Raw genomic sequence first — 24,087 nt, 5'->3', positions numbered from 1 at the left:
CTCCGTGCGCCGACCTAGCCGTTGTCGAACCACCCCGCCGCCGTGGGCGAGGTGTTGTGCCAGATATGTTTGGTCTCCTGGTATTCCGCCAGACCGGTGGGGCCGAGTTCGCGCCCGTTCCCCGACATCTTGAAGCCGCCCCACTCGGCGGCCGCGGTGTAGTAGCCGAAGTCGTTGAGCCACACCGTGCCGTGACGCAGACCCCGCACCATCCGCTCACCCCGCGCGCTGTCGGCGGTCCGGACGCCCGCGGCGAGGCCGTACTCGGTGTCGTTGCCCAGTCGCAGCGCCTCCTCCTCCGTGGTGAAACGCTCGACGGTGAGGATCGGTCCGAACGTCTCCTCCTGCACGAGCCGCATGGTGCGGTCGCAGTGGTCGAAGATGGTGGGGAGGTAGTAGCTCCCGTCCGCCAACGCGGGATCGGAGGGGCGGGCTCCCCCGGTCACCAACCGGGCACCCTCGGAGAGGCCGAGCGCCACGTACCTTTCGACCTTCTCCCGGTGGGCCTCCGATACCAGCGGGCCGGTTCGGCTCGCCGGATCGAGACCGTTGCCCATCCGGATCTTCTCCGCCCGTGCGGCGAGCGCGGCGACGAACCGGTCGGCGATGGACTCCTCGATGATCAGGCGGGTTCCCGCCGAACACACCTGACCGGAATGCAGGAACACTCCCGTGAGCACCTGGTCCACCGAGTCGTCTCCGTCCGCGTCCGCGAAGACGATGTGCGGATTCTTGCCACCGAGTTCCACCGCCACCTTGGTGACGTTCTTCGCCGCGGTCTCGAGGATGACGCGTCCGGTGGCCAGCCCGCCGGTGAACGAGATGAAGTCGACGTCGGGGGTGCCTGTGAGTGCGGCACCCAGGACCGCGCCGCTGCCCTGCACGAGGTTCACCACCCCTGCGGGGACACCTGCCTCGGCGATCAGCGCGGTGAACGCGATGGTGCTGAGCGGGGTCACCTCGCTCGGTTTGAGAACCATGGTGCATCCGGCGGCCAGCGCGGGCGCCACCTTCCACGAGATCTGCAGCAGCGGGTAGTTCCACGGCGCGATGAGCACGCACACGCCGATCGGCTCGCGCACCACCCGGCTGATCACCTCGGGGCGACCGACATCGACCAGATTGTCGGCTTCGACCGCGGCGAGTTGCGCGTAGTACCGGAACACCGACACCACGTCGTCGATGTCGATCCTGCTCTCCTCCAGAGTCTTTCCGGTGTCGAGCGTCTCGATCCGTGCGAGGGCCTCCTTGTCGCGCTCGAGGAGATCGGCGATCCTCGCGACCAACGCCGTGCGCTCGGCGACGGGTGTGCGGGGCCAGGTTCCCTCGTCGAAGGCCGTGCGGGCCGCGGCGACTGCGCGGGCCGCGTCCTCCGGGGAGGCCTCGTCGACGGTGGCGACCACCGAACCGTCGGCCGGATTGATGCAGTCCCGGGTCTCCCCGGAGCTGGAGCGGATCCACTGCCCGTCGACGAACAGGCCCGTGTTCAAGAGGTCATCGATCGACTGGTCCTGCATCACTCAACTCCGTGTCTCGCCGGAACGAACGCACCCCCTTTACGGTATGCCGTCGGAGTCGCGGTGGGCGGAGATCGCGCACACATGTCCGATTCGCGGCGGTATCCGTCGCCGAGGAGACTGTGTCCGGTAGCCGGACGCGCGTGCGCCTAGCGGCTGCGATAGCGTCGTCAGGCGAACTCTTCGCACATTCCCGGACAGGACACACCTAGAAACGGAGCACCCGTGGTCGCGATCGGCAACTCGGATCTGGACATCTTTCCCCTGGCCCTCGGTGGTAACACCTTCGGCTGGACCAGTGACGAACCGACGTCGTTCGAGATCCTCGACGCCTTCGCCGCAGGCGGCGGCAACTTCGTCGACACGGCGGACTCGTACTCCGCGTTCGCCGAGGGCAACTCCGGCGGCGAGTCCGAGACCGTCCTCGGCAACTGGATGGCGTCCCGCGGCAACCGCGACCACATGGTGATCGCCACCAAGGTCAGCCAGCACCCGGAGTTCAAGGGCCTGGCGCCCGCCAACGTCCGCGCGGCGGCGGAGGCATCCCTGAAGCGGCTGCAGACCGACCACATCGACGTCTACTACGCCCACTTCGACGACGCCGACACACCCCTCGTCGACACACTCGGCGCGTTCGACGAACTGGTCCGCGACGGGCTCGTCCGCCACGTCGCCATCTCCAACTACTCACCCGAGCGCATCCGCGAGTGGCTGTCCCTGACGGCCGAGAACGGCTTCGCGGCCCCGATCGCGCTGCAGCCCCACTACAACGTGGTGCACCGCCACGACTACGAGCCCGAGGTGGCCGCGATCGCCACCGAGAACGGCCTGGGCGTCTTCCCTTACTACTCGCTCGCCGCCGGCTTCCTGGCGGGCAAGTACCGCACCCAGGCAGACCTGGACGGTCAGCCCCGCCAGCGGATGGCAACCCGCTACTTCTCCGAGACCGGCCTCGCCGTCGTCGACGCCCTGGCCGAGATCGCCGAGACACACTCGGCGGAGATCTCCACCATCGCGCTGGCGTGGCTCCTCACCCGGCCCGGCATCACCGCGCCGATCGCGAGCGCGAGCCGCCTCGAACAACTTCCCGCCCTGCTCGACGCCCCCACCGTGACCCTGACCGCATCCGAGATCAGCCGGCTCACGACTCTCTCGGACGCGATCGGCGCCTGACCTCAGCTCAGCAGCTTGCCCCGGAGCCGGTCGACGGTCGCCGCGCTCAGACCGAGCCCCTCGGTGAGATAGCGGTCGACCGTGCCGTACTGCTCGGTGAGCCGGCCGAGCCCGGCCTCGAGGTAGCTCCGGTCGACGCCGAGCAGCGGCTGGTAGATCTGCGCCACCGCCTCGCCGCGGCTGGCGGCGATCTGGTCGTACGTGACCTTCATCGACGCGGCGGTGTACTCGTTGGTGAGCAGATAGTCGTCGAAGATGGTGTCCTGCGGGACGCCCGCGATGGAGAGCAGCAGCGCGGACGCCCAGCCGGTGCGGTCCTTGCCCGCCGTGCAGTGGAAGACCTGCGGTCCGTCGGTGTCGGCCAATGACGTCAAGAGCTGCGCGAACCCGGCCCGGGTCGCCGCGTCGTCGACGAAGCTGCGGTTCATCTGCTGCATGAACGCGACTGCGTCGGCGGGCGACTTCAATTGCGCGACTGCGGCACCCAGGTCTCCCGACAGGATGGGGATGCCGAGGTACCGCGGCCCCGCCGGGAGCCGGTCGGGCTTCGCCGCCACCTCTTCGACGGTCCGCACGTCGTACACCGCGGTCAGTCCGAGCCCGGTCAGGACGGCGAGATCCTGATCGTTCGGAACCAGCGCGTTCGAACGGTAGAACAGCCCCCTCGTGACGTGTCCGCCGCGGGCCGTGGCGTACCCCCGGCCCGATCCCCCGACGTCGCGGAAGTTGTCGACCGACGCCAGTCGCGGTGTCTCGACGACCAGGCCCGCGCTCCCGAAGTCGGACGAACCGAATCCCGGAAGACTGATTCCGGGCAGCGACAGTGGGTCCGCCGAAGCGAGCGCAGGCGTGCCGAAACCCGCGAACAGGACGCTGCCGGTGATCAGCACCGCGGCGGTGGAGGTGACGCGTCGAGACATTGGGGAAGCCTTTCGATGGGCTGTCGGGGAGATCCGCTCGTCCGGCATGTCCGGAACGTCAGCGGGTAATCCACATCACAGTGGCCGGACGTTTCCCGTGGCTACGAGTTGTTCCGATCACCGGGAGAACCCGTTTCCCGCCGGCGGCGCCCACAGCAGACTCGGGCCGTCGGCAGCCGACGTGCCCGACGAACGTGACTCTTTGACGACGAGGATGTGAGCTGAGATGACCGAGACCGCACAGCAACTGGCGGGGAAGGTTGTGATCGTGACCGGGGCGGCGCGGGGGCTCGGCGCAGCCTTCGCCCAGCGCATCGTCGACGAGGGCGGCCGCGTCGTGGTCGGCGACGTTCTCGACGACGACGGCCGCGCGACCGTCGACAAGCTCGGCGACCGGGCGCGGTACAGCCACCTCGACGTCACCGACCCGCAGCAGTGGCAGGCCGCGGTCGACATGGCGACGAGCGAATTCGGACGCGTCGACGGCCTCGTCAACAACGCCGGCATCTCCACCGGCCAATACATCGAGCACGAACCGCTCGAGCACTTCCGGACGGTCCTCGACATCAACCTGACCGGCGTCTTCAACGGCCTGCAGGCCGTGATCGGCCCGATGCGCGCCGCCGGCGGCGGATCGATCGTCAACATCTCCTCGGCCGCCGGGCTGATGGGACTCGCGCTCACCGCCGGCTACGGCGCGTCCAAGTGGGGCGTACGCGGGCTCACGAAGATCGCCGCCGTGGAACTGGGCACCGACCGGATCCGCGTCAATTCCGTCCACCCCGGGATGACGTACACCCCGATGACCGCGGGCCTCGGGATCCAGCAGGGCGAGGGCAACTACCCGAACACCCCCATGGCCCGGGTCGGGGTGCCCGAGGAGATCGCCGGTGCCGTCGGGTTCCTGCTGTCGGATGCGTCCACGTACGTCACCGGAGCGGAACTGGCCGTCGACGGCGGATGGACCGCCGGGCCGACCGTCAAATACGTCATGGGCCAATGAGATCGAATTCGGAAACACACGAGGAGCACACACGATGAATCGATTCGACAACCGGCGGATCCTGGTGACCGGAGCCGCGTCGGGTATCGGACAGGCCACCGCCCTCCGACTGCTGGAGGAAGGCGGCACCGTCGTGGCCGCCGACGTGTCCGAGGACGGCCTCGCGCGGACGGCGGAACTGGCCGAAGCGGCAGGCACGGCGGGACGCCTCAGCGTCGCCGCAATCGACATCGGCGACGAGAAGTCCGTCATCGACGGTGTGAGCCGCAGCGTCGAGAAACTCGGCGGACTGGACGTACTCGTGAACGCCGCGGGCATCCTCCGCGCCTCGCACACCCACGAGACGCCGCTGGACCTGTGGAATCAGGTGATCGGAATCAACCTCACCGGCACGTTCCTCATGGTCCGCGAATGCCTGCCCGCGCTGCTACGCAACGAACGCAGCGTGGTTGTGAACTTCAGTTCCACGTCCGCCGCATTCGCCCACCCCTACATGGCCGCGTACGCCGCGAGCAAGGGCGGCATCCAGTCGTTCACCCACGCGCTGGCTCTCGAATACGGCAAGCAGGGTCTGCGCGCCGTCGGTGTCGCCCCCGGCAGCATCAAGACCGGCATCACCGACGCCACATCCGGATACGTTCCGTCCGATGCCGATTGGAGCCTGTTCGCCAAACTCTCACCCATCCTGCCCACCACCCTGGAATCCGGTGGCGCGGCCATGGGCGGACCCGAGCAGGTCGCCGGAGTCGTCGCCATGCTCGCCTCCGACGACGGCGCGTTCGTCACCGGAACCGAGATCCGCATCGACGGCGGAACCCACGCCTGACCGGTGAACCTTGCGCCTGCGACGGCGGCACGTAGGTTGGACACATGAGTCTGCCCACCCCTGCCGCCGATCGCACCGCGCTCGTCACCGGAGCGTCGTCCGGGATCGGCGCGGCCCTCAGCCGTGAACTCAGCCGCCGCGGTCACCAGGTGGTGCTCGTCGCCCGCCGGGCCGAGAAGTTGGAGGAACTGGCCACCGAACTGCGGGCCGCAGGTGGTCGGGCGCATGTGCTGGGTGCCGATCTCTCCGACCGCTCGGCCCGCGCGACACTGCTCGACCGGGTGGGCGCACTCGGACTCACCCTCGACATCCTCGTCAACAACGCCGGCCTGTCCACGCTCGGCCCGGTGGCCGCGTCCGATCCGGACGCCGAGATGAACATGATCGAGGTCGACGTGACGGCCGTCGCCGACCTCTGCAGCCGCGCCCTGCCCGGCATGGTGCAACGGCGCCGGGGAGCCGTCCTCAACGTCGCGTCCACGGCCGCGTTCCAGCCGCTGCCCGGGCAAGCCGCCTACGCCGCAGGCAAGGCCTTCGTCCTCTCCTACACCGAGAGCCTCACCGGCGAGCTGAAGGGCACCGGCGTCACGGCGACCGCCCTCTGCCCCGGGCCCGTCGACACCGGATTCGGTGAGACAGCCGGCTTCGCGAAGGAAGACGCCGAAGCCGCACTGCCCAGCTTCATGTGGGAAAGCCCCGAATCCGTGGCCAAGACCGGAATCGACGGCCTCGACAAGGGGCACATGATCGCCATCCCCGGCCTCGCGAATCGCGCCGCTTCCGTGTTCGCCCACCTCGCGCCGAACAAACTCCTCGTCCCCGTCCTGGCCAGCCGCCATCCCGGTTTGCGGACGTAAGTATCGGCCACCGGTTTACTGTGGCCTGGTGGAGATGACTACCGCTACTCGCCGATTCGCACAGATCACCGCGACCGTGGCCGTCGCCGCCGCCGCCCTTCTCGGGAGCGCCGGTGTGGCCGCCGCCGACGAATGGCCGCCGGTACCCACCGAGCCCAGCCCGGTCGCGCCGTTCGACAACCAGAACTTCCTCACCCCCGCCGACCTCGACTATTGGAATCCGCTCGTCAGCGCAAATCGGCTCACCTCGCCGTTCGGAACCGCCAACCGCATCGTCTGCACCGGATTCCACGGCGTGCTGCTCGACTGCTGGCAAGCCGATCAGAACGGTCAACCACACAAACTCGTCAAGCTGTCCATGGACTTCCCCGGATCGCTCGGCGCCACCCTCCCCGGCGGAGGTCCCGGACACTTCGTCTACCCGGGCTTCATTCCGGGTATCTGAACCGGACTACAAAGGTTCGCCCTCGACCCGTCCTGCGGGCAGCGTGCGGCCGCAGATCATCAGTGCGAGATCCTCGCCCGTTCCCCGTAATTCGGCGCCCGACCCGTACGACCACTCGAGGTCCGTCGCCCGCAGGCCGCGTCCCTCGATGTCGATGCCGAAATTCGAGTGCCCACCGCCCGCCGTGAGATCGTTGAGGACGACGCGCATCGTCTCCTCCGGCACTCGTCCCGACACGCCGAGCGGCACGGTGGCGTCGAGACCGTGGATCACCACATGGTTGAGCGCGCCGTGATAGCCGCCGCCCGGCGGAGTCCACCGGCGCATGATGTCCGAGCGCAGGTTGGCGACGAGTTCCGCCGGCGCCAATTCGGCGTCGCTACGGGCGATCTCGTTGGAGAGCCGGGTGAAATCGAACTCGCACTCACGCAGGCGCACCATGAACTGCTCCTCGGAGTATCGCGCCGCCATGGTGAGATGCGCGACCACTTCTCGAATCCGCCAGCCCTCGCACAGCGACGGCGTGTTCCATTCCGCATCCGAGATTCCGTCGAGCAGATCGGCCAGTGCCGAGAACTCGTTCGCAACCGCCCACTGCAGATCGCCGTCACCGGTCATCGCACCCAGCCCCCACATCTTTCTCGACGAGAGTTCCCACGCCCACCGTAGACCGAATCCCCCGAGTATTGCCTTGGTCGAACAAGATTGATATGGTCGAACATACATTCGAATGGCCTTGGGGGAGGTTGTTGTGGGGGAAGTGATGGCGGCGGATCTGGACGAGTTGCGTGCGTTCACGGCGCGGCTGCGATGCGTCGAGGCGGGCGGGGACGCCGGGTTGGGGATCGAGTGGCTCGATGCGATCGAGTCGTTGAAGTCGGTCGGGTGTGCGGTGCAGGCGGTGATCACCGACGGCGTCGCGACGAATATTCGTGCCGATCGGAGGGCTCGAGGGCTGCCGCGGGCGGACTGGGGCCGCGGGATTGCGTCGCAGATTGCGTTGGCGCGCAGAGAATCCCCGAATCGTGGCGGTCGGCATCTCGATTTCGCGCAGGCCCTGGTGCACGAGATGCCCCACACCCTGGCCCTGTTGCGGTCGGGCCGGTTGAACGAATGGCGCGCCACGTTGCTGGTGCGGGAGACGGCGTGCCTGTCGGCGCAGGATCGGGGAAACGTGGACCGCCGGTTGTGCTCGGACCCGGCCACTCTCGACGGGGTCGGCGACCGCGGGCTGATCGCGCAGGCGAAAGCGTTGGCGGTCGAACTCGACGCCGCGGCGGTCGTGCGCCGGCACCGTAAGGCGGTGTCCGAGCGTCGGGTCACGACCCGCCCGGCGCCGGATTCGATGGCGTATCTGAGCGTGCTGATGCCGGTCGAGCAAGCGGTGTGCCTGCAGGACACGCTCGGCCGGGATGCGGACAGCCTGATCGCCACCGGCAACAGCGGCGGCCGCACCCGCAATCAGCTGATGGTGGACCTGTTGTTCGAACGCGGCACCGGAGCATCAGTGGCGTCGGGTGTGCCGGTGGCGGTGAACCTCGTGCTCTCGGACGAGACACTCCTGGCCGGCGGGCACGAGGCCGCGCAGCTGCAGGGGTTCGGACCGGTACCGGCCGGGATCGCCCGGCAACTCGTGGCGGACGCCGTTGATGGTGACGTGGAGACGTCGTTGCGGCGGGTGTATTCGTGCCCGCAGTCGGGGGCGTTGACGGCGATGGAATCGCCGTCGCGCACGTTCCCGAAGAGCCTGAGACAGCTGATCGACCTGCGGGACCGCACGTGCCGCACCCCGTGGTGTGATGCGCCGATCCGGCACCACGACCACATTCGCTCCCGCCGAGAATCCGGTGCCACGACGGTGGACAACGGGTCCGGGCTGTGCGAGGCGTGCAACTACGCGAAGGAAGGCGACGGATGGACCGCCCGCCCAGTGCACAACCCCGGCGGCACCCACCTCATCGACGTGGGCACCCCGACCGGGCACCACTACCGCTCGGCCGCGCCGCCGCTCCCGGACCCGGCGCATCTGCGCGCGTCATGAGGTGGTGGGGGTTACCCTCTCGGTCACCGGGGTGATCCGCAACAGCACACGTGGCTTCTGCCGACGCGCGAGGACGCGTTCGACGAACATGACGATCCGGTATTCCAGTCCGTACGCGTCCCGGATCGTGTCGGCCATCCTTCGGCTGATGGACTCGTCGGTGACGATCTCGGCCACTGCGGCAACCGGATCGACCCCAGCGTCCACCCTTCCTCGCCGAGAGCACGGGCGAAGTTCGACGCTCCCGTTGTTGCGTAGCCGCTTCACCTTTCCACTTTCCTCCGGAGTGGTGACGATGAGAGCGTCGCCGTCACGCGCGATCCAGACCGGCGTCGACACGGGCTCCCCGGACCGGCGGAACGTGGTGAGGGAGACGAACGATTCGTCTCCCAGCGCGGTGAATGTCACTTGTTCCCACCCGACCAGGCTGTGAGTTCGGCGATGTCTCCGTACAGCGCCGACTGGTAGGTGAGCATCAGCTCCTCCACCCCGCCGAACTGATCGCCGACGTGATGGGTGTTCTCCGCCGACAGCTCGCGGTCGCCGGAACGTGAGATGAGTTCGTCGATGCGGCTGTCGAGGCTCATCGCCCGGTTGACCGCCAGCACGGACCGCAGCTGCACCTCGGCTCGGGACAGCAGGTCGCCGATTCGTGCGAGTGCGGCGACGCGGTCGACCAGTTGATCCCACACCGGCTTCAGCGCGTTCTGCCGGGCCTCGATCTGTTGACGGGCCGTGTCGGAATGGGTGGCGTGCAGCGCTTCGTCGAGTTCGGTCCGGATTCCGCGCAGCGCCACGGTGTCGACGGCGATCTGTGTCAGTTCTTCGGCGAGGTCGAGTTGGTACCGCTGGATCGCGAAGTGCTCCGAATGCCAGACCGCGGAACCGTCGATCCTGTCGAAGAGCATCCCCGCCAGGTAGAGCAGGGTGTCGTACGAGTCGGCGAATCTGTCGTTGTCGAGATCGACGCCCCTGCCGATGGCGTCGGCGACGCGTCGGCCCACCGCGGCCATCGGGGTGTTTTCGGCCGCCTGCCCGAGGCGTTCCGCCGCGGTGCCGCGGGCATAGTTGCCTGCACGTTCGAGCGCGGTGCCGGCGATCGGCGCCGGTGTGCGTTGCAGCGCCCGGAACAGCGCCTCACGCTGGTCGAGGTCGAGATGGACACCCTCACGCCGATCCCGGCGCATCGCCCGGACACCGTTGCCGTAGTGCGCCGGCGACATCACGACCGCGGACCGAGACGACTGCAGCTTGCGGCCCAGTTCGGTGGCACGGTATTTGAACAGTAGTTGCGTAGGTCCGGGACGCAGGCTGTCGGCGCGGCGCGCCACCTGGTGGTACTCGTCCGTCAGCAGACGCAGTGCCCCGAAGCCGCCGATCGACGGGACTGTGCGGCCCGCGCGACGCCGGTGGGTGAGTACCTGCCGGGTGGGCGAATCGAGGTGTCCGGCGGCGATCAGCACGGCAGCGGCGTCCGACAACGGGGCGTGCGTGCCCGTGATCGCGGATCGTTCACACCATTGGCGGACCTGCAGGGAGATGCGTGCACGCCGCTCCTCGTACTGGGTGCTTTCCGACATCGGACCTCCTGGCCGTTCACTGGTCACCACTGTCCCAGAATTTCGTCCGACGCGCCGCGACCGCTCGAGGCGGGGTCCGGTTCTAGGCTCACCCTCATGACCTTCACGGTGCGTGCGGTGCTTCTGTTCGCGACGGCGTTGGTGGTGGCTGGTTGCGGTCGCTCGGTCGACGGATCCCCCGAGACCGGTGCCGTCGCGGGGCCCGCGACCACCTCGGCGGTGACGACCGCACCGAAGACGACCACCACAACGACGCGCACTACAACCACCACGACCACGAGCCCCACCACCACGACGACCACGACCACCACGACCACCCCGGCCCAGGCAAACCCGCAGACGTTTGCGGGCACCGCGGCGGGGAGCTACTACTTCACGACACCGAGCACCAAGTTCCATTGCGCGATCCTCACCGGCGGCGACGTCCCGACCGCCGGCTGTCACGGGCCGATGCCGGCGTCGGCGCCGAAGGTGCCGGGCGCGGGCGCGTCCGGCACCCCGGTGACGCCCAACGCGATCGAGGTCGCCGGTAGCCGCCCCGGTCAGTTCGCCAGCGCCGGCGACCCCCGGTACTACCCGCTCGATCGATCTGCCGCCCCCGCACTGTCGTACGGCACCGCGTTGGAGGTGAACGACTTGACATGCCTCGTCGACGAGACGTCCGGGGTCACGTGCCGCAGCGATGCGGGCCACGGATTCACGCTCTCGGACAGCGCGTTTCGGGTGTGGTGAGCCGGCTCAGCCCAGTTCGTCCGAGCGCCGCTCCATCAGCGTGCGCAGCTGGGCATTCTCCTTGGCGGTGAAGCCGATCGTCTCGATCTCCTCGATGCCACGGCGGATGCCCTTGCGGACGCCGTCGAGCATTCTGGTGACCGCGCGTTCGGGGACACCGAGCCGGCCACCGGATTCGACGAAGTGCCTGCGGTTCAGCTTGTTCGCCTTGCCGTAGAAGTCGAGCGCCATCGGGTCGCGCCACCCGAGGTATGGCTGGGTGCACAGCAGGTCGTAGGCGGGTGTGACACTCCACAACCCCGATTCGGCGAGCTGCACCGAGAAGTTCTTGCCGTGCAGGTCACCGTTGCCGATCGCGTACGAGTAGGCCACCAGCCGAAGTAGTTCCAGGGTGGCCACCCGCGCCGAGCCGCCGCCGCGCTCACACACGCCGGCGAGTGCGGTGATCACGTTCTCGGTCTTCAGCCGGTACTTGGCGGCGGGGAACATCCCCATCACCTGGCACGCATCCTCCTGGGGTGTGCGGATGACGCGGCCGGACGAATCGACTCGCCGGTCGAAACGGGCGACGAGGAGACCGGCATTGCCTTTCCCGTCGCGCACCAGCTGGTGGTCGGCGACGGGCAGCCCGCACTGCGCGGCGAGTCCCATGAAGAAATGCTCGTTCTCGACCAGCTGCGGATACCCCTGCGGTGGCGAGAGTTTGAGGATGGCGGGACCCTTCTCGGTCGCGATCGGCGTCGAGTACATCTGAGCCGACACCTTTGCCTGCACCCCGGGCAGCGAGGTGGGGTCCAGCTTCACCGCCTCGTGCCCCGACATGTGCTCGAACAGCGCGCGCAGGTCCTGGCGTTCGACCGCGTCGGGGTCGAACACCGGTGCGGTCTCGGGCGGCGGTACCCCCGCGGGCAGCACGCGCACGTCGCCGATCGTGTCGGCCCCGACCGCCATCAGGATCGTGAGGTGATCGTCCTCGGACGTCTTGGTGGCTGCCACCGCGCCCCGCAGCCGGATTCCTTCGGGAAGGAGACCCGCGAAGAACGGCGGGACGCTGCCCCCGCTCGCGCGCACGTCGGTCGACGATGTGGGAATCGTCCACGCGACTTGCGGGGCGCCGGGGTCCTGCAGGTACGCGGCGTCGTAGCGGAAAACGACGTCACCGCCCTCCCGCACGAGACTGCCCGCAAGGCGCTCACCCTTGTAGACGTCGGCCCGGTCGACGTTGCTGAGGTTCTCGACCATCAGGACGCCACCTCGACACCCGAGCGGGTGACGAGCGCCAGACGGCACCCCATTGCGTCCGCGACGGCGTCGACGAGATCCAGTTGAACGGTCCCCCGACCCGATTCGATCGACTGCACGCTCGACCTCGACACCCCGGCCAGGTCGGCCAGCTCTGCCTGCGTCAGCCCGAGCTGGTGTCGCCGCGCCACGAAACCGTCGGCGATCCCGCCGGTCTCCGTTCGCTCGCGGCGGCGTGGGGTAGCCATGGAAGCCTCCTTGATCGGTGACAATGCTTGTCGACGGATGCTTAACGCCAGTGTGCGCCGATTCTGTCCCGAAGTCCATGCCTATGACTGCCGAAGCAAGCTTAACGTGCGAGAAAGGCAGAAAGAGGATCATCTCCAGCTTTAAGCCTGCGATGACAAGCACAAGCTGCGTCGACGCACCCACCCCCTACCCTGAGTACATGCGCATAGGAGCACACGTCCGCCAGGACGAAGATCCGATCGGATACGGCGAACGGCTCGGCGCCGACGTCATTCAGATGTTCCTCACGGACCCGCAGAAGTGGGAGAAACCGCCGACGCATCCGCGGACCGACGAGATCCGGAACAGCCCGATCGACGTCGTCGTGCACTCGTCGTACGTGATCAACGTGGCCAGCCTCAACAACAGGCTCCGGATGCCCTCCCGTAACGCCGTCGCGCAGCAGGCCCAGGCCGCCGCCGACATCGGCGCGGTCGGGCTGGTGGTCCACGGCGGGCACGTGCGCGACGGTGAGGACGTGAACGCGGGGATCGTCAACTGGCGCAAACTCTTCGAACGCCAGGCCGACAAGGGTGGATTCCCGGTCCCCATCCTCATCGAGAACACGGCAGGCGGCGACTTCGCGATGGCACGGCACTTCGACGCCATCGACCGGCTGTGGCAGGAGGTCGGCGATTTCGGTGCCGGATTCTGCCTCGACACCTGTCACGCATGGGCGGGCGGTGAGGAGCTGGTGGGTGTCGTCGAACGCATCAAGGCCATCACCGGACGCATCGACCTGGTGCACCTCAACAACTCCCGTGACGAGTTCAACTCGGCCCGCGACCGGCACGCCAACCTCGCCGACGGAACCATCGACCCCGAACTGCTCGCCGAGGTCGTGCGTACCGCCGATGCGCCGGTCGTCCTCGAGACGCCGGCGGAGGGACTCGCCGAGGACCTCGCGTACCTGCGGGAAACCGCAGGTTAGTCGCCCAGGCGGCCGGTCAGCCTGCGGTACCGCTCCTCGCTGACCGGATTCAGGCCCTCCACCGTGACGTCGGTGCCGCGACTCGCGTACTTGGTGGTGATGCCGTCGAGGGCGGCCACGGTGGACGCGTCCCAGATGGTGGCGCCCGACAGATCGATCACGACGCGGCCGGGGTCGTCGGCGTAGTCGAACGAGAACACGAGGTCGTTGGACGAGGCGAAGAAGAGCTGACCGCTCACCCGGTACGTCTTGACGTCGCCGTCGAGTTCGCCGCGCACATCCACCATGTGGGCCACCCGGCGCGCGAACAGAACCATCGCCACCAGCACGCCGACTCCCACACCGACCGCGAGATTGTCGGTGGCCAGGGTGCCCGCCACAGTGCTGAGCATCACCATCGTCTCGCTCAGCGGCATCCGCCGGAGCGTGCGGACGCTGTGCCAGTCGAAGGTCGTGGCGGCCACCAGCACCATCACGGCGACGAGCGCGGCCATCGGAATGGTCCCCACCACGTCGCCGAGCCCGACCACGAGAATCAGCAGAAACGCACCCGACAGGAACGTCGACAAGCGGGTTCGCGCCCCACCGGTCTTGACGTTGATGATGGTCTGCCCGATCAGTGCGCACCCGCCCATGCCGCCGAAGAGTCCGGTCACGATGTTCGCGACGCCCTGGCCCCACGACTCCCGCGTCTTGTCCGAATGTGTGTCGGTGACGGAGTCCACGAGTTTGGCGCTCATCAAGGATTCGAGCAGTCCGACGACGGCCATCGCCAGCGCGAACGGGGCGATGATCTTCAGGGTGTCGACCGTGAGCGGAACGTCCGGCAGCCCGATCAGGGTCGGCAGTCCGTCGGGCAGTTCACCCTGGTCCCCGACGGTGGGCACCGCGACACCGGCGAGGACGGTGAACGCGGTGAGACCGACGATCACCAGCAGCGGGGCGGGCACCGCCGTGGTCAGCTTCGGGATCCACACGAGCAGCGCCAGACCGGCGGCGAGGAGCGCGTACACCGCCCATGGAACGTTCGTCAGATACGGGAACTGGTGAACGAAGATGAGGATTCCCAGCGCGTTGCAGAACCCGACCATCACGCTGCGAGGCAGGAACCGCATGAGCCGCGCGACCCCGAGGACGGCGAGGAGGATCTGCATCGCACCGCCGAGGAAGACGGCAGCAATGAGGTACTGCAATCCGTGTGATGCCATGAGCGGGGCCAGCACCAGCGACACCGAACCGGTGGCCGCGGAGATCATCGCGGGACGGCCACCGGTGAACGCGATGGTCATCGCCATGATCGCGGCGGTGAACAGTCCCACCCGCGGATCGACACCCACGATGATGGAGAACGACAACGCCTCCGGGATGAGCGCCATCGCCACGACGAGCGCGGACAACGACTCGATACGAAACACCGTCGGATGCAGCCACACCGGCCGTCGGAGAGCGAGAGAGGGCACGGTGCGACAAACCTACTTCCTGAGGGGACCCGGAAGATCCTATCCGGGTAGCGTTCGACCAGTACGGTTAGCTGATCCGCCGACAGAGGAGGAACCCCGTGCGACGCACACTTCCGGCCGTCCTGATCACCGTCCTGACCGCGCTGTCGCTGGCGGGGTGTGGGAACTCCGACTCGGGGCCGGTCATCGACCAGGTTCGCGAGGCCGGGGTCCTGAAGGTCGGCACCGAGGGCACGTACACACCGTTCAGCTACCAGGGTCCCGACGGTCAGCTCACCGGGTACGACGTGGATGTCATCCGCGCGGTCGGTGACAAGCTCGGTGTCTCCGTCGAGTTCACGCAGACACCGTGGGACTCGATCTTCGCGGGCCTCGAAGCGAAACGCTACGACCTCGTCGCCAACCAGGTGACCGTCAACGACGAACGCACCCAGAAGTACGACCTGTCGACGCCGTACACCTACTCCGAGGGTGTGATCGTCACCCGCGCCGACGACAACTCGATCACCTCGCTCGCCGACCTGAACGGCAAGACGACGGCGCAGTCGGCGACCAGTAACTGGGCGCAGGTCGCCAGGGACGCGGGTGCGAACGTCGAATCCGTCGAGGGCTTCGTGCAGGCCATCACGCTGCTCAAGGACGGCCGCGTCGATGCCACCGTCAACGACAATCTGGCCGTCGCCGAATACCAGAAGCAGACGAGCGACACCGGTGTGAAGGTAGCCGCCGAGACCGGTGATACGAGCGAGCAGGCGTTCGCCGCCCGCAAGGACAGCGGTCTGATGCCCGACATCGACAAGGCCCTGGACGAACTGCGCGCCGACGGAACCCTCGCCCAGATCTCGCAGAAGTACTTCGGCACCGACGTCTCGGCACCGACCAACTGAGAGCCTGCCTGTGGACGACGCAACAGTCCAGCTGATTCTGGACAACCTGTGGCCGATGCTGAAGGCCACCGTCACCATGACGATTCCGTTGACGATCATCAGCTTCAGCATCGGGCTCGTCATCGCGTTGCTGGTGGCGCTCGCGCGGATCTCGTCGATCAGACCGCTGTCGGTGATCGCCCGGTTCTACGTCTCCATCATCCGCGGCACGCCGCTCCTGGTGCAGTTGTTCATCGTGTTCTACGCGCTGCCTCAGTTCGGCGTGGTTCTCGACCCCTTCCCGGCGGCCGTGATCGCGTTCAGCCTCAATGTCGGCGGGTACGCCGCCGAGGTGATCCGGTCGGCGATCCTGTCGATCCCCAAGGGGCAGTGGGAAGCAGCGCAGACCATCGGGATGGGGTACACCACCACACTGCAGCGGATCGTCCTGCCGCAGGCCGCACGGGTCGCGGTGCCGCCGCTGTCGAACACACTGATCTCGCTGGTGAAGGACACCTCGCTGGCATCGACGATCCTGGTGACCGAACTGCTGCGCGTCGCCCAGCTCGCCGCCGCACCGACGTTCGACTTCTTCGCGCTCTACAGCGTCGCCGCGTTGTACTACTGGGTGATCTGCATCTTCCTGTCGGCCGTCCAGGGCCGGCTCGAAACCCGACTCGACAGGTATGTGGCCAAATGACCGACACCCCTCCCCTGCTTCAGGTATCCGGCGTCGAGAAGTCGTTCGGCGACCATCACGTCCTGCACGACATCAGCTTCGACGTCGGGGCAGGAACGGTGACCGTCATCATCGGGCCGTCGGGCTCCGGCAAGACGACGGTGTTGCGCACCCTCAACGCCCTGGACGTGGCGGACCGCGGGACGATCTCCATCGGTGACGTGTCCGTGGACTTCGGCGCCAAGGTGGACCGGTCGACGCTGGCCACGTTCCGCGGGCAGAGCGGCATGGTGTTTCAGGCCCACAACCTGTTTCCGCACAAGACGGTGATCCAGAACGTCACCGAGGGCCCGATCGTGGTGCAGAAACGCCCCAAGGCTGAGGCGCACGCGGACGCGATGCGGTTGCTCACCCAGGTCGGCCTGGCGGAGAAGGCCGACCAGTACCCGTACCAGTTGTCGGGCGGTCAGCAGCAGAGGGTCGGTATCGCCCGGGCGCTCGCCCTGAAGCCGAAACTGATGTTGTTCGACGAGCCCACGTCCGCACTCGACCCCGAACTGGTCGGCGAGGTGTTGCGGGTGATCCGGGATCTCGCGACCGAGGGCTGGACGATGGTGATCGTCACCCATGAGATCCGGTTCGCGCACCAGGTGGCGGACCAGGTGCTGTTCGTCGACAACGGTGTCGTTCTCGAGCGCGGCACACCGAAAGACGTGCTCGCCAATCCGACCGGGCCGAGGCTGCGCCAGTTCCTGCACCGGATCCTCGACCCGCTGTGAACGGTCAGTGCAGGGATTTCTCCATGAGCACGACGCTCGGCCATTCCACCTCGAAGTCCCTGCGACCCACCAGGAAGAAACCCTGCTCCTCGTAGTAGTCGCGTAGCCGGGCGTTGGTTTCGACGCACTCGAGCCGGACGACGGACGCGTCCTCGGAGCGGGCGTGCTCGTCGACCCACCGGAGCAATTGGGCACCGAGTCCCGCGCTGGCGTGCCGGCGATCGGTCATGACCCGGGCCACGTACGCGGCCGGGATGTCGTCCTCGATCCACACGTCCGGATCGGATCGCAGCACCCGCAGCGCCCCCACCACGATCCCCGCGAACAACGCGACACGCCATTCCCCGAACTCGATCTGTTCACGAACGTCGGCGAGCGACACCTCACCCCGGGCGGGTGCGTCGAGTTCCCTGGCCAGGATCCAATCCTCAGCGTCCCAGTGCATCTGAACGATGTCTTCAGCCTGCTCGAGTACTGCCCGCTCCACGGTGACCGCCATGCACACACAGTAACCACCCCGCAGCGAAAACAAACCACCGCTGTACCCGTGTCGATCTGCGATGATGTGACTGGAGTTACAGTTACATTCTGGGACAGTTACCTCAGGCGGTGGTAGCGATGAAGCTGTTTCGTGCAGTGGTCCTGATGACACTCTCCACCTGCGCAGCCGCGTTCGTCTGCGCCCACCCTCCGCGTGCCTCCGCCCAGCCCCTGGGGACCGAATCCATTCTCCCGTCCCCCATTCTGGACGACGACTTCTTCGCGTGGCCACCGAACGTCGCGGAGTTCGGTGCCGGCGAGATCATCCGCTCACGGCAAGTGACGCTCCGTGCATTCCCGAACACGCTGGTGCCGCACCGGGCCCACCAGATCATGGTGCGTTCCAACGACTCCAAGGACCGTCCCGTGCCGGTGACCGCGACGGTCCTGGTGCCGACCGCGGCGTGGACGGCACCGGGACCGCGACCGGTGGTCGACTACAACATGCCCATCGACTCCCTCGGCGCCCGGTGCACCCCGTCCTACAAGATGGTGCACGACTGGCAGACCCTCGACCTGGACATCCCACCGGTGCTGTCGCTGTTCCTCGCGAAGAACTACGCGGTGCTCGTGCCCGACCACCAGGGACCGCGGATGGCGTACAGCGCGGGACGAATGGCCGGTCATGCCGTGCTCGACAGCATCCGCGGCATGAAGCGTCTACCCGGCCTCGGGCTCTCGGACAGTCCGGTCGTCGCGACGGGATACAGCGGTGGTGCGATCGCCACCGGCTGGGCAGCGCAACTGCAACCGTCGTACGCGCCGGACGTCGAGCTCGCCGGCGCCGCTGCAGGCGGGATACCCGCCGATTTCGGTTTGCTGCGCAGGACGATGAACGCCCAGCTCGGTTCGGGTCTGTACCTGTCCGCCGTCCTCGGGCTCGCCCGCGAGTACCCGGAAATGCTGACACTGGCGAATCCGCTCGGTGTGCTGCTGGCGACGTCCCCGTTGAAGGACCAGTGCATCCTGGCGCTCGCACCGGCGGGGATCGCCTCGCTGCCCGCCGAACTGTTCGCGGCCGCGCCCGATCCGTTCGGCAGTCCCACGGCCCGAACGGTGGTCGCAGAGAACAGGATGGGCGCGCTCACCCCGGCCACACCGGTGCTGCTGTATCACGGGTCGTCGCGAGTGTTCCTCGGCGACGAGTGGATTCCGGAGGACGGGGTGATCGCGCTGCAGCAGGAGTGGTGCCGCGGCGGCGGCGACGTCACCTACGCCCCGCAGTTCGGCGAGCACCTCACCGCGGCCGTGTTCGCGCTACCCGAGGTGGTGCGCTGGATCGACGAGCGACTTGCCGGGGTGCCTGCGGCCGCGGGGTGCCGCTGACGGTTATCCGTGCACGTGCGGCAGCAGCAGATCGGCCTGACCGACCTCGACGACCCGCGCCTCGTCGAGCCACTTCGCGGTCTGCTCCCGAGCCCGCGTGATCAGCTCGTCGGCGTCGCCGAAGTCGGCGGGACTCGTGTCCAGCGGGCACAGCGGGGGCACCACCCGGATGTCGGCGGCGCTCTCGTACCGCTCGATGTCGAGGGCGAGCCGCTGATTGATCGCGAGGGTCACACCGAGTAACCCCATGCCCAGGGCACTTCCGGGGACCTTCGACAGGGTGCAGGCATATCCGGTGGGGAGCACCCACACGGTTGTGGCCCCCAGCTCGATCGCATGGGAGATGGGGGTGTTGTTGACGACCCCACCGTCCATCAGCGCCCGGCCGTCGATCACCACGGGTGGGAGGATGCCGGGCAGCGCCGCGCTGGCGGTGACGGCGTCGACGGCCGGCCCCGTCGACAGCCGGACGTCCTTGCCGGTCAGGACGTCGGCGGCGATGACGTGCAGCGGGATGGGCGCGTCCTCCATCCGTTCGAACCGGAGATTCTGCTCCAGCAGCCTCCGGATGGCGCGGTTGGACACCAGATGGTTCCGGAGGCCGACGAAACCGGTGAATCCGGTGAGCAATCCGGTGGGGAACACCGCACTGCGGGTGAGACCGCGCCACAGATCTGCGAGTTCACGCAGGTCCGAGTCGGAGGAGCCGCCGGCGAGCCAGGCGCCGTTGAGCGCGCCGACGGACGTGCCGACGATGAGGTCCGGCCGAATTCCCCTGCCGATCAGGGTCTGCAACATGCCGACCTCGATGGCACCGAGGCTCGCCCCACCCGACAGAACGAAAGCTGTTGTCATGCCGCCACCGTAACGGGTCAGCCCCGCCGGTACAGGCTCGCGATGTCGTCGGCGAAGCGCTCGGTCACCACGGGACGCTTGATCTTCAGCGTGGCGGTCAGCTCCCCGTCGGCCTCCGTGAGGTCGCGGCCGAGGACGACGAACCGTTTGATCGACTCCGTGTGCGAGACGGTGGTGTTCGCGTCGTCCACCGCGTCCTGCAGATCCCCGCGCAGCTCCTCGTCGTCGCGCAGGTCCGCCACGGTGGCGTCGGACGGCTTGCCGTGCGCGGACTTCCACTTGTCGAACTCCTGAGGATCGACGGTCAGCAGGGCACCGATGAACGGGCGGCCGTCCCCCACCACCACGGCCTGCGAGACGAGGGTGTGCGAGCGCAGCCGGTCCTCGAGGGGGCCCGGCGACACATTCTTGCCGCCTGCGGTGACCAGCAGATCCTTCTTGCGGCCGGTGATGGTCAGGTAACCCTCGTCGTCCAGGTCGCCGAGATCGCCGGTGCGGAACCAGCCGTCGTCGAGCACTTCCCGGGTGGCGTGTTCGTTGCGCCAGTAACCGCCGAATACGACGCCGCCGCGCAGTTCGATCTCACCGTCTTCGGCGATGCGCACACTGCTACCACCCAGGGGCCGACCGACCGTCCCGATCTTCTGCGCACCGGGGACGTTGACACACTGCGCGGCAGTCGATTCGGTGAGGCCGTAGCCCTCGTAGACCGGAACTCCCATGCCCCGGAAGAAGTGACCGAGGCTCGGCATCAGGGCTCCGCCACCCGAGATCGCCCACCAGCAGTCGCCACCCAGGGCGGCACGGAGTTTCGCGTAGACGAGCTTGTCGGCGAGGGCACGCTCGAGCCGGAGCCGCAGCGACGGGCCACCCGTGTCCTGGGCCTCGCTGTACGCCACCGCCGTGGCCTCGGCGAAGTCGAAGATCCGCTTCTGCAGCCCGCCCGCCGACGCCGCCTTGCGCGCCGCACCGTCCCGCACCTTCTCGAAGACGCGGGGAACACCGAGAATGGTGTTGGGCCGGAAACGTTCGAATTCCCCGGTGACCGTGCCGAAGTCGGACCAGTGCGCCTGGGTCGCGCCGGCCTCGAACATCGCCAGGGACACCGCGCGCGCCAGCACGTGTGCCAGCGGAAGGAACGTCAGGACGCGGTTGCCCGGCCGGGCGACGTCGCCGATCGGTGCCGCGAGCAACGCCCGCACCTCCGACAGGAAGTTCCGGTGGGTGAGGATGCAGCCCTTGGGGCGACCGGTGGTCCCGGACGTGTACACGAGCGAGGCGAGATCGTTGGCGGTCAGTGCCACCACCCGTTTGAACACCTCGGAATCGTCGATCGACAATCCGTCCTTGATGAGCGTGCCCACCGCGTCCTCGTCGATGGTGAGGATGCGCTTCAGCGTGTAGGGGATGCCGTCGCCCTCGAAACTCGACGCGTGGGCGGGAGTCTCCACGAGCGCCGCGACGGCCCCCGAATCCTCGATGATCCACCGGATCTGGTCGTGCGAGGACGAGTCGTAGATCGGAACGGACGCGGCGCCCGCCGCCCAGATCGCGTAGTCGAGCAGCGACCATTCGAATCTCGTCGACGACAGCAGTGCCACGCGGTCGCCGGGCCGGACACCGTTGGCGATCAACCCCTTCGCGACCCCGATGACGAGCGCGCCGAAGTCCTTGGCCGTCACGTCGACCCACCCGCCGGCCTCCGGACGCGTGTACATCACCCGATCCGGGTGGCTCTCGGCGTGCGCGAATACCCTCAGCACGGCGTTCTCGTGGTCGGAGACGGTGAACGTCGGGCCGCTGGTGTACTCACGCACGGGTGTCGTCTCCGATGCTGTCGTCGTCGGTGTCGCCGCCCTGGCGGAACTTCCGGAGGTGCCGGGCGAACGCGGCGATTTCGCTGTCCGACCACGAGGCCACCCGGTCGCGGACTTCCTCCACCCGGCGTGCGTCGGCGCCGGCCAGCACCGCGACGCCGCCGTCGGTGAGGCTCAACGGGTGTCCGCTGCGGAGCGGTCCCGGCTCGGCGTGCACCCAACCCTCGTCGATGCAGCCCCGGAGTTGACGCGACACCGTGGAGCGGTGCACACCGAATGCGTCCGAGATCTGGGTGGCCCGGCATCCCGGATTGCGGGCGACGAAGGAGAGCAGCGAATGTTGAGCGAACGTCGGGGATCCGACGGGAGGGCGGTCTCCGGCGACCAGTTGACGGACGAGGCGGACGAGTTCGTCATGGACGGCCACCACGCCCGATGCGGGCGTTTCCTCCGGCTCGACCTCGTTGTGTTGCACACCGCAACTATATCCGACCACTCTGGCCTCGACCACCCGCACCCCGATTCCCGTTGTCCTTTGCTCGACTCACGTTCTGCCCATATTGCTATTGATGCCTCGGAAATTCAGTCGGCCGGAAATGTCACACGGTCACAATTGGAGAACGCTTTCAGCGCACCGCTACCGGCCGGACAACGGGCGCCGTGAGAAATCCGTTGCGACCGCGTGCCCGTCGATGCACTCTGTGCGCATGCTGATCAGACGCGAGAATCCGGGTGACATCGATGCGGTGGCGGAGGTGCACCGGCAGGCCTTCGACGGCGACGCTCCCCTCGAGGTCGGCCTCGTGGCCCGGTTGAGGTCGAGCGACGCGTGGATTCCACAACTGTCCCTCGTCGCCGAACTGGCGGGGTCGGTCGCCGGCCACGTGTGCCTGACCCGCGCGACCGTCGACTCCACGGACGTACTCGCGCTCGGTCCGATCGGTGTACTCCCCGGCCTCCAGCGCGACGGGGTGGGTTCGGCACTGATGCACGCCGCGCTCGGCGGCGCCGACGCCAGGGACGAACCCCTGGTGGCACTGCTCGGTCACCTCGACTACTACCCGCGGTTCGGCTTCGTCTCGGGAACGTCGGTCGGGATCGAACCGGACCAGCCCTCGTGGTCGTCCCACTTCCAGGTCCGCCGGCTCGCACGCTGGGATCCGAGCATCACCGGCACGTTCAGGTACGCCGCGCCCTTCTACGACCTGTGACGTCGTATCCGCTGGTAGTTTGAGGTGGCACGTGTCGCGGGGGTGAGCAGAACCGAGGTAGGAAACGATGGAGCACGCGGCCGAGGGCGCCGGAACAGCCGGGCCCGTGGATGCGTCCGTCACGACGACCATCGTCCGCCGGGTCCTCCCCGGCTGCGACGAGGAGTTCGCGGACTGGATCCAGACCGGACTCGGGCTCGCCCGGCTGTTCCCCGGATTCCTCGGCGGAGGATGGCTCAAGGAGAGCAGCACCTCCGATGTCTGCGTGATCGTACTGAAGTTCGAAACCCAAGCCGCGCTGGACAACTGGTTGACGTCCTCGCTGCGGAACGGATGGCTGAGGACCGGCGGGAACATCGCGGTCGAGGAGCCGGACGAGCCGGCGTCGGACGTGGAGAGCCTGTTCGAACGCCCTCGCCGCCGGACCGCCGCCGGCCACGGTCAGGCGGACTCCCCGGGGATCTGCGCACCGGACGGCATCCCCTCCCCCAAATAGGTCTGATAGAACGGGCGCCAATCCGCCGACGCATCTCCACGGTGACCGGGCGCGTCGGAGCCGTCGAGGTGCCGGTCGAGGTCGGCGAGGCAGACAGTCCACCCGGCGGCGTTCCTGGCCGCCGTGTTGCGGACCTCGAGGACGTTCACGAGCGTCAGGGCGCACCCATCCGCGGTCGGTTCGACCTCGAAGTGGATCTCGTCCCCGCCCCACGTGAACGCGAGCGTGTACGGGGCGCCGTAGACGAGGACCGTCCCCGTCTCGGGGTCGCTGTGCGGTTCGGGGAAGAACTCGATGTCACCACCGGCGTAGGTGTCGATGCGGACCCGCGACGGAAACCAGTGCGCGAGCTCGGCCGGCTCGGACACCGCCTCCCACAGCCTCTGGACGGAGAACGGGTACGTGCACCGGAACCGCACGGCGGGACGACCCTTGAACTCGAAATACCTTCCGTGGATCACCGGCCCACTCCCTCGCTGTCGTACCTGACGACAGCTTGACAC

At 67.8% G+C, this 24,087-nt stretch carries 27 protein-coding genes; 14 read left to right on the top strand and 13 right to left on the bottom strand.

Going from position 1 to position 24,087, the window contains the following annotated elements:
- Positions 1-14: 14 nt before the first annotated feature.
- Complete coding sequence (locus tag WKC72_RS13595; RefSeq protein ID WP_370182919.1) at positions 15-1,517, bottom strand: aldehyde dehydrogenase family protein; 1,503 nt, start codon at positions 1,515-1,517, stop codon at positions 15-17.
- A 225-nt stretch (positions 1,518-1,742) separates the two neighbouring features.
- On the opposite strand from WKC72_RS13595, the gene WKC72_RS13590 reads away from it, so the two are divergent.
- The gene (locus WKC72_RS13590) at positions 1,743-2,690 is read left to right on the top strand and encodes an aldo/keto reductase (protein ID WP_370182917.1); all 948 of its coding nucleotides are present in this window, start codon (positions 1,743-1,745) and stop codon (positions 2,688-2,690) included.
- Between the two features lie 2 nt (positions 2,691-2,692).
- Here WKC72_RS13590 and WKC72_RS13585 read toward each other — a convergent pair whose 3' ends face one another.
- Positions 2,693-3,610, bottom strand: a complete 918-nt coding sequence (locus WKC72_RS13585; protein ID WP_370182915.1) for a tyrosine-protein phosphatase — start codon at positions 3,608-3,610, stop codon at positions 2,693-2,695.
- A gap of 226 nt (positions 3,611-3,836) precedes the next feature.
- Between WKC72_RS13585 and WKC72_RS13580 the strand changes: the two genes are divergently transcribed.
- From WKC72_RS13580 to WKC72_RS13565, 4 genes are read left to right on the top strand one after another with little or no spacing between them, the layout of a single operon-like run.
- Entirely contained in the window at positions 3,837-4,613 is a 777-nt protein-coding gene (locus WKC72_RS13580) for an SDR family oxidoreductase (protein WP_370182914.1), read from the top strand.
- A gap of 34 nt (positions 4,614-4,647) precedes the next feature.
- Positions 4,648-5,439 (top strand): SDR family NAD(P)-dependent oxidoreductase, encoded by a 792-nt coding sequence (locus tag WKC72_RS13575; protein ID WP_268789785.1) that lies wholly within the window; start codon positions 4,648-4,650, stop codon positions 5,437-5,439.
- A gap of 44 nt (positions 5,440-5,483) precedes the next feature.
- Positions 5,484-6,296, top strand: coding sequence for an SDR family NAD(P)-dependent oxidoreductase (locus WKC72_RS13570; protein WP_370182912.1), 813 nt, complete (start codon positions 5,484-5,486; stop codon positions 6,294-6,296).
- A gap of 34 nt (positions 6,297-6,330) precedes the next feature.
- The gene (locus WKC72_RS13565; RefSeq protein WP_268789783.1) at positions 6,331-6,741 is read left to right on the top strand and encodes a hypothetical protein; all 411 of its coding nucleotides are present in this window, start codon (positions 6,331-6,333) and stop codon (positions 6,739-6,741) included.
- A gap of 6 nt (positions 6,742-6,747) precedes the next feature.
- Here WKC72_RS13565 and WKC72_RS13560 read toward each other — a convergent pair whose 3' ends face one another.
- The gene (locus tag WKC72_RS13560) at positions 6,748-7,359 is read right to left on the bottom strand and encodes a maleylpyruvate isomerase family mycothiol-dependent enzyme (RefSeq protein ID WP_268789782.1); all 612 of its coding nucleotides are present in this window, start codon (positions 7,357-7,359) and stop codon (positions 6,748-6,750) included.
- Between the two features lie 112 nt (positions 7,360-7,471).
- Here WKC72_RS13560 and WKC72_RS13555 point away from each other — a divergent pair, with 112 nt between their 5' ends.
- Positions 7,472-8,782 carry a DUF222 domain-containing protein gene (locus WKC72_RS13555; protein ID WP_370182911.1) on the top strand — a complete coding sequence of 437 codons (1,311 nt, stop codon included), beginning with the start codon at positions 7,472-7,474 and terminating at the stop codon, positions 8,780-8,782.
- On the opposite strand, the gene WKC72_RS13550 is transcribed toward WKC72_RS13555, so the two are convergent.
- Entirely contained in the window at positions 8,777-9,190 is a 414-nt protein-coding gene (locus tag WKC72_RS13550) for a PPOX class F420-dependent oxidoreductase (protein ID WP_112301836.1), read from the bottom strand. The genes WKC72_RS13555 and WKC72_RS13550 overlap by 6 nt on opposite strands.
- Positions 9,187-10,362, bottom strand: coding sequence for a hypothetical protein (locus tag WKC72_RS13545; protein ID WP_268789780.1), 1,176 nt, complete (start codon positions 10,360-10,362; stop codon positions 9,187-9,189). The genes WKC72_RS13550 and WKC72_RS13545 overlap by 4 nt, the downstream gene beginning before the upstream one ends.
- Positions 10,363-10,458: 96 nt before the next feature.
- On the opposite strand from WKC72_RS13545, the gene WKC72_RS13540 reads away from it, so the two are divergent.
- Positions 10,459-11,094, top strand: a complete 636-nt coding sequence (locus WKC72_RS13540; RefSeq protein ID WP_268789779.1) for a hypothetical protein — start codon at positions 10,459-10,461, stop codon at positions 11,092-11,094.
- A 6-nt stretch (positions 11,095-11,100) separates the two neighbouring features.
- Here the strand turns inward: WKC72_RS13540 and WKC72_RS13535 are convergent, their stop codons facing one another.
- The gene (locus tag WKC72_RS13535) at positions 11,101-12,336 is read right to left on the bottom strand and encodes a type II toxin-antitoxin system HipA family toxin (protein ID WP_037238591.1); all 1,236 of its coding nucleotides are present in this window, start codon (positions 12,334-12,336) and stop codon (positions 11,101-11,103) included.
- Positions 12,336-12,584, bottom strand: coding sequence for a helix-turn-helix transcriptional regulator (locus tag WKC72_RS13530; RefSeq protein ID WP_037238588.1), 249 nt, complete (start codon positions 12,582-12,584; stop codon positions 12,336-12,338). Before WKC72_RS13530 ends, WKC72_RS13535 begins: the two co-directional genes overlap by 1 nt.
- 200 nt (positions 12,585-12,784) lie before the next feature.
- Here WKC72_RS13530 and WKC72_RS13525 point away from each other — a divergent pair, with 200 nt between their 5' ends.
- Complete coding sequence (locus WKC72_RS13525; RefSeq protein ID WP_037238585.1) at positions 12,785-13,555, top strand: deoxyribonuclease IV; 771 nt, start codon at positions 12,785-12,787, stop codon at positions 13,553-13,555.
- Here the strand turns inward: WKC72_RS13525 and WKC72_RS13520 are convergent.
- Positions 13,552-15,015: a SulP family inorganic anion transporter gene (locus WKC72_RS13520; protein WP_037204221.1), complete on the bottom strand. Its 1,464-nt coding sequence runs from the start codon at positions 15,013-15,015 to the stop codon at positions 13,552-13,554. The genes WKC72_RS13525 and WKC72_RS13520 overlap by 4 nt on opposite strands.
- Positions 15,016-15,113: 98 nt before the next feature.
- On the opposite strand from WKC72_RS13520, the gene WKC72_RS13515 reads away from it, so the two are divergent.
- Genes WKC72_RS13515 through WKC72_RS13505 form a run of 3 tightly spaced genes read left to right on the top strand, consistent with a single transcriptional unit; the run spans position 15,114 to position 17,339 of the window.
- Positions 15,114-15,902: an amino acid ABC transporter substrate-binding protein gene (locus WKC72_RS13515; protein ID WP_011594807.1), complete on the top strand. Its 789-nt coding sequence runs from the start codon at positions 15,114-15,116 to the stop codon at positions 15,900-15,902.
- Positions 15,903-15,912: 10 nt separating this feature from the next.
- Positions 15,913-16,581: an amino acid ABC transporter permease gene (locus WKC72_RS13510; RefSeq protein ID WP_370182909.1), complete on the top strand. Its 669-nt coding sequence runs from the start codon at positions 15,913-15,915 to the stop codon at positions 16,579-16,581.
- Positions 16,578-17,339, top strand: a complete 762-nt coding sequence (locus tag WKC72_RS13505) for an amino acid ABC transporter ATP-binding protein (protein WP_370182907.1) — start codon at positions 16,578-16,580, stop codon at positions 17,337-17,339. The genes WKC72_RS13510 and WKC72_RS13505 overlap by 4 nt, the downstream gene beginning before the upstream one ends.
- Positions 17,340-17,343: 4 nt before the next feature.
- Here the strand turns inward: WKC72_RS13505 and WKC72_RS13500 are convergent, their stop codons facing one another.
- Positions 17,344-17,838, bottom strand: a complete 495-nt coding sequence (locus WKC72_RS13500; protein WP_037238573.1) for an N-acetyltransferase — start codon at positions 17,836-17,838, stop codon at positions 17,344-17,346.
- A 119-nt stretch (positions 17,839-17,957) separates the two neighbouring features.
- Here WKC72_RS13500 and WKC72_RS13495 point away from each other — a divergent pair, with 119 nt between their 5' ends.
- Positions 17,958-19,205, top strand: a complete 1,248-nt coding sequence (locus WKC72_RS13495) for a lipase family protein (RefSeq protein ID WP_370182905.1) — start codon at positions 17,958-17,960, stop codon at positions 19,203-19,205.
- A 3-nt stretch (positions 19,206-19,208) separates the two neighbouring features.
- Here WKC72_RS13495 and WKC72_RS13490 read toward each other — a convergent pair whose 3' ends face one another.
- The 3 genes from WKC72_RS13490 to WKC72_RS13480 are packed head-to-tail and all read right to left on the bottom strand — an operon-like array spanning position 19,209 to position 22,394.
- A complete protein-coding gene (locus tag WKC72_RS13490; protein ID WP_112301834.1) occupies positions 19,209-20,060 on the bottom strand; it encodes a patatin-like phospholipase family protein in 852 nt (283 codons plus the stop codon).
- A gap of 17 nt (positions 20,061-20,077) precedes the next feature.
- Positions 20,078-21,877 carry a long-chain fatty acid--CoA ligase gene (locus tag WKC72_RS13485; RefSeq protein WP_370182903.1) on the bottom strand — a complete coding sequence of 600 codons (1,800 nt, stop codon included), beginning with the start codon at positions 21,875-21,877 and terminating at the stop codon, positions 20,078-20,080.
- Positions 21,870-22,394: a MarR family winged helix-turn-helix transcriptional regulator gene (locus tag WKC72_RS13480; protein WP_268789773.1), complete on the bottom strand. Its 525-nt coding sequence runs from the start codon at positions 22,392-22,394 to the stop codon at positions 21,870-21,872. The genes WKC72_RS13485 and WKC72_RS13480 overlap by 8 nt, the downstream gene beginning before the upstream one ends.
- A gap of 190 nt (positions 22,395-22,584) precedes the next feature.
- On the opposite strand from WKC72_RS13480, the gene WKC72_RS13475 reads away from it, so the two are divergent.
- Positions 22,585-23,088 (top strand): GNAT family N-acetyltransferase, encoded by a 504-nt coding sequence (locus tag WKC72_RS13475; RefSeq protein WP_268789772.1) that lies wholly within the window; start codon positions 22,585-22,587, stop codon positions 23,086-23,088.
- A gap of 67 nt (positions 23,089-23,155) precedes the next feature.
- On the top strand, positions 23,156-23,584 hold the full coding sequence (locus WKC72_RS13470) for an antibiotic biosynthesis monooxygenase (RefSeq protein WP_005252244.1): 429 nt from the start codon (positions 23,156-23,158) through the stop codon (positions 23,582-23,584).
- Here WKC72_RS13470 and WKC72_RS13465 read toward each other — a convergent pair.
- Positions 23,530-24,045: an SRPBCC family protein gene (locus WKC72_RS13465; protein WP_370182902.1), complete on the bottom strand. Its 516-nt coding sequence runs from the start codon at positions 24,043-24,045 to the stop codon at positions 23,530-23,532. The two genes, WKC72_RS13470 and WKC72_RS13465, sit on opposite strands and share 55 nt — an antisense overlap.
- Positions 24,046-24,087: the final 42 nt, after the last annotated feature.

It is taken from the genome of Rhodococcus wratislaviensis, assembly GCF_041228765.1.
Lineage (GTDB): Bacteria > Actinomycetota > Actinomycetes > Mycobacteriales > Mycobacteriaceae > Rhodococcus_F > Rhodococcus_F wratislaviensis.
The sequence above is the reverse complement of the archived record's forward strand: the minus strand, read 5'-3'. Positions and strand labels throughout refer to the sequence as shown.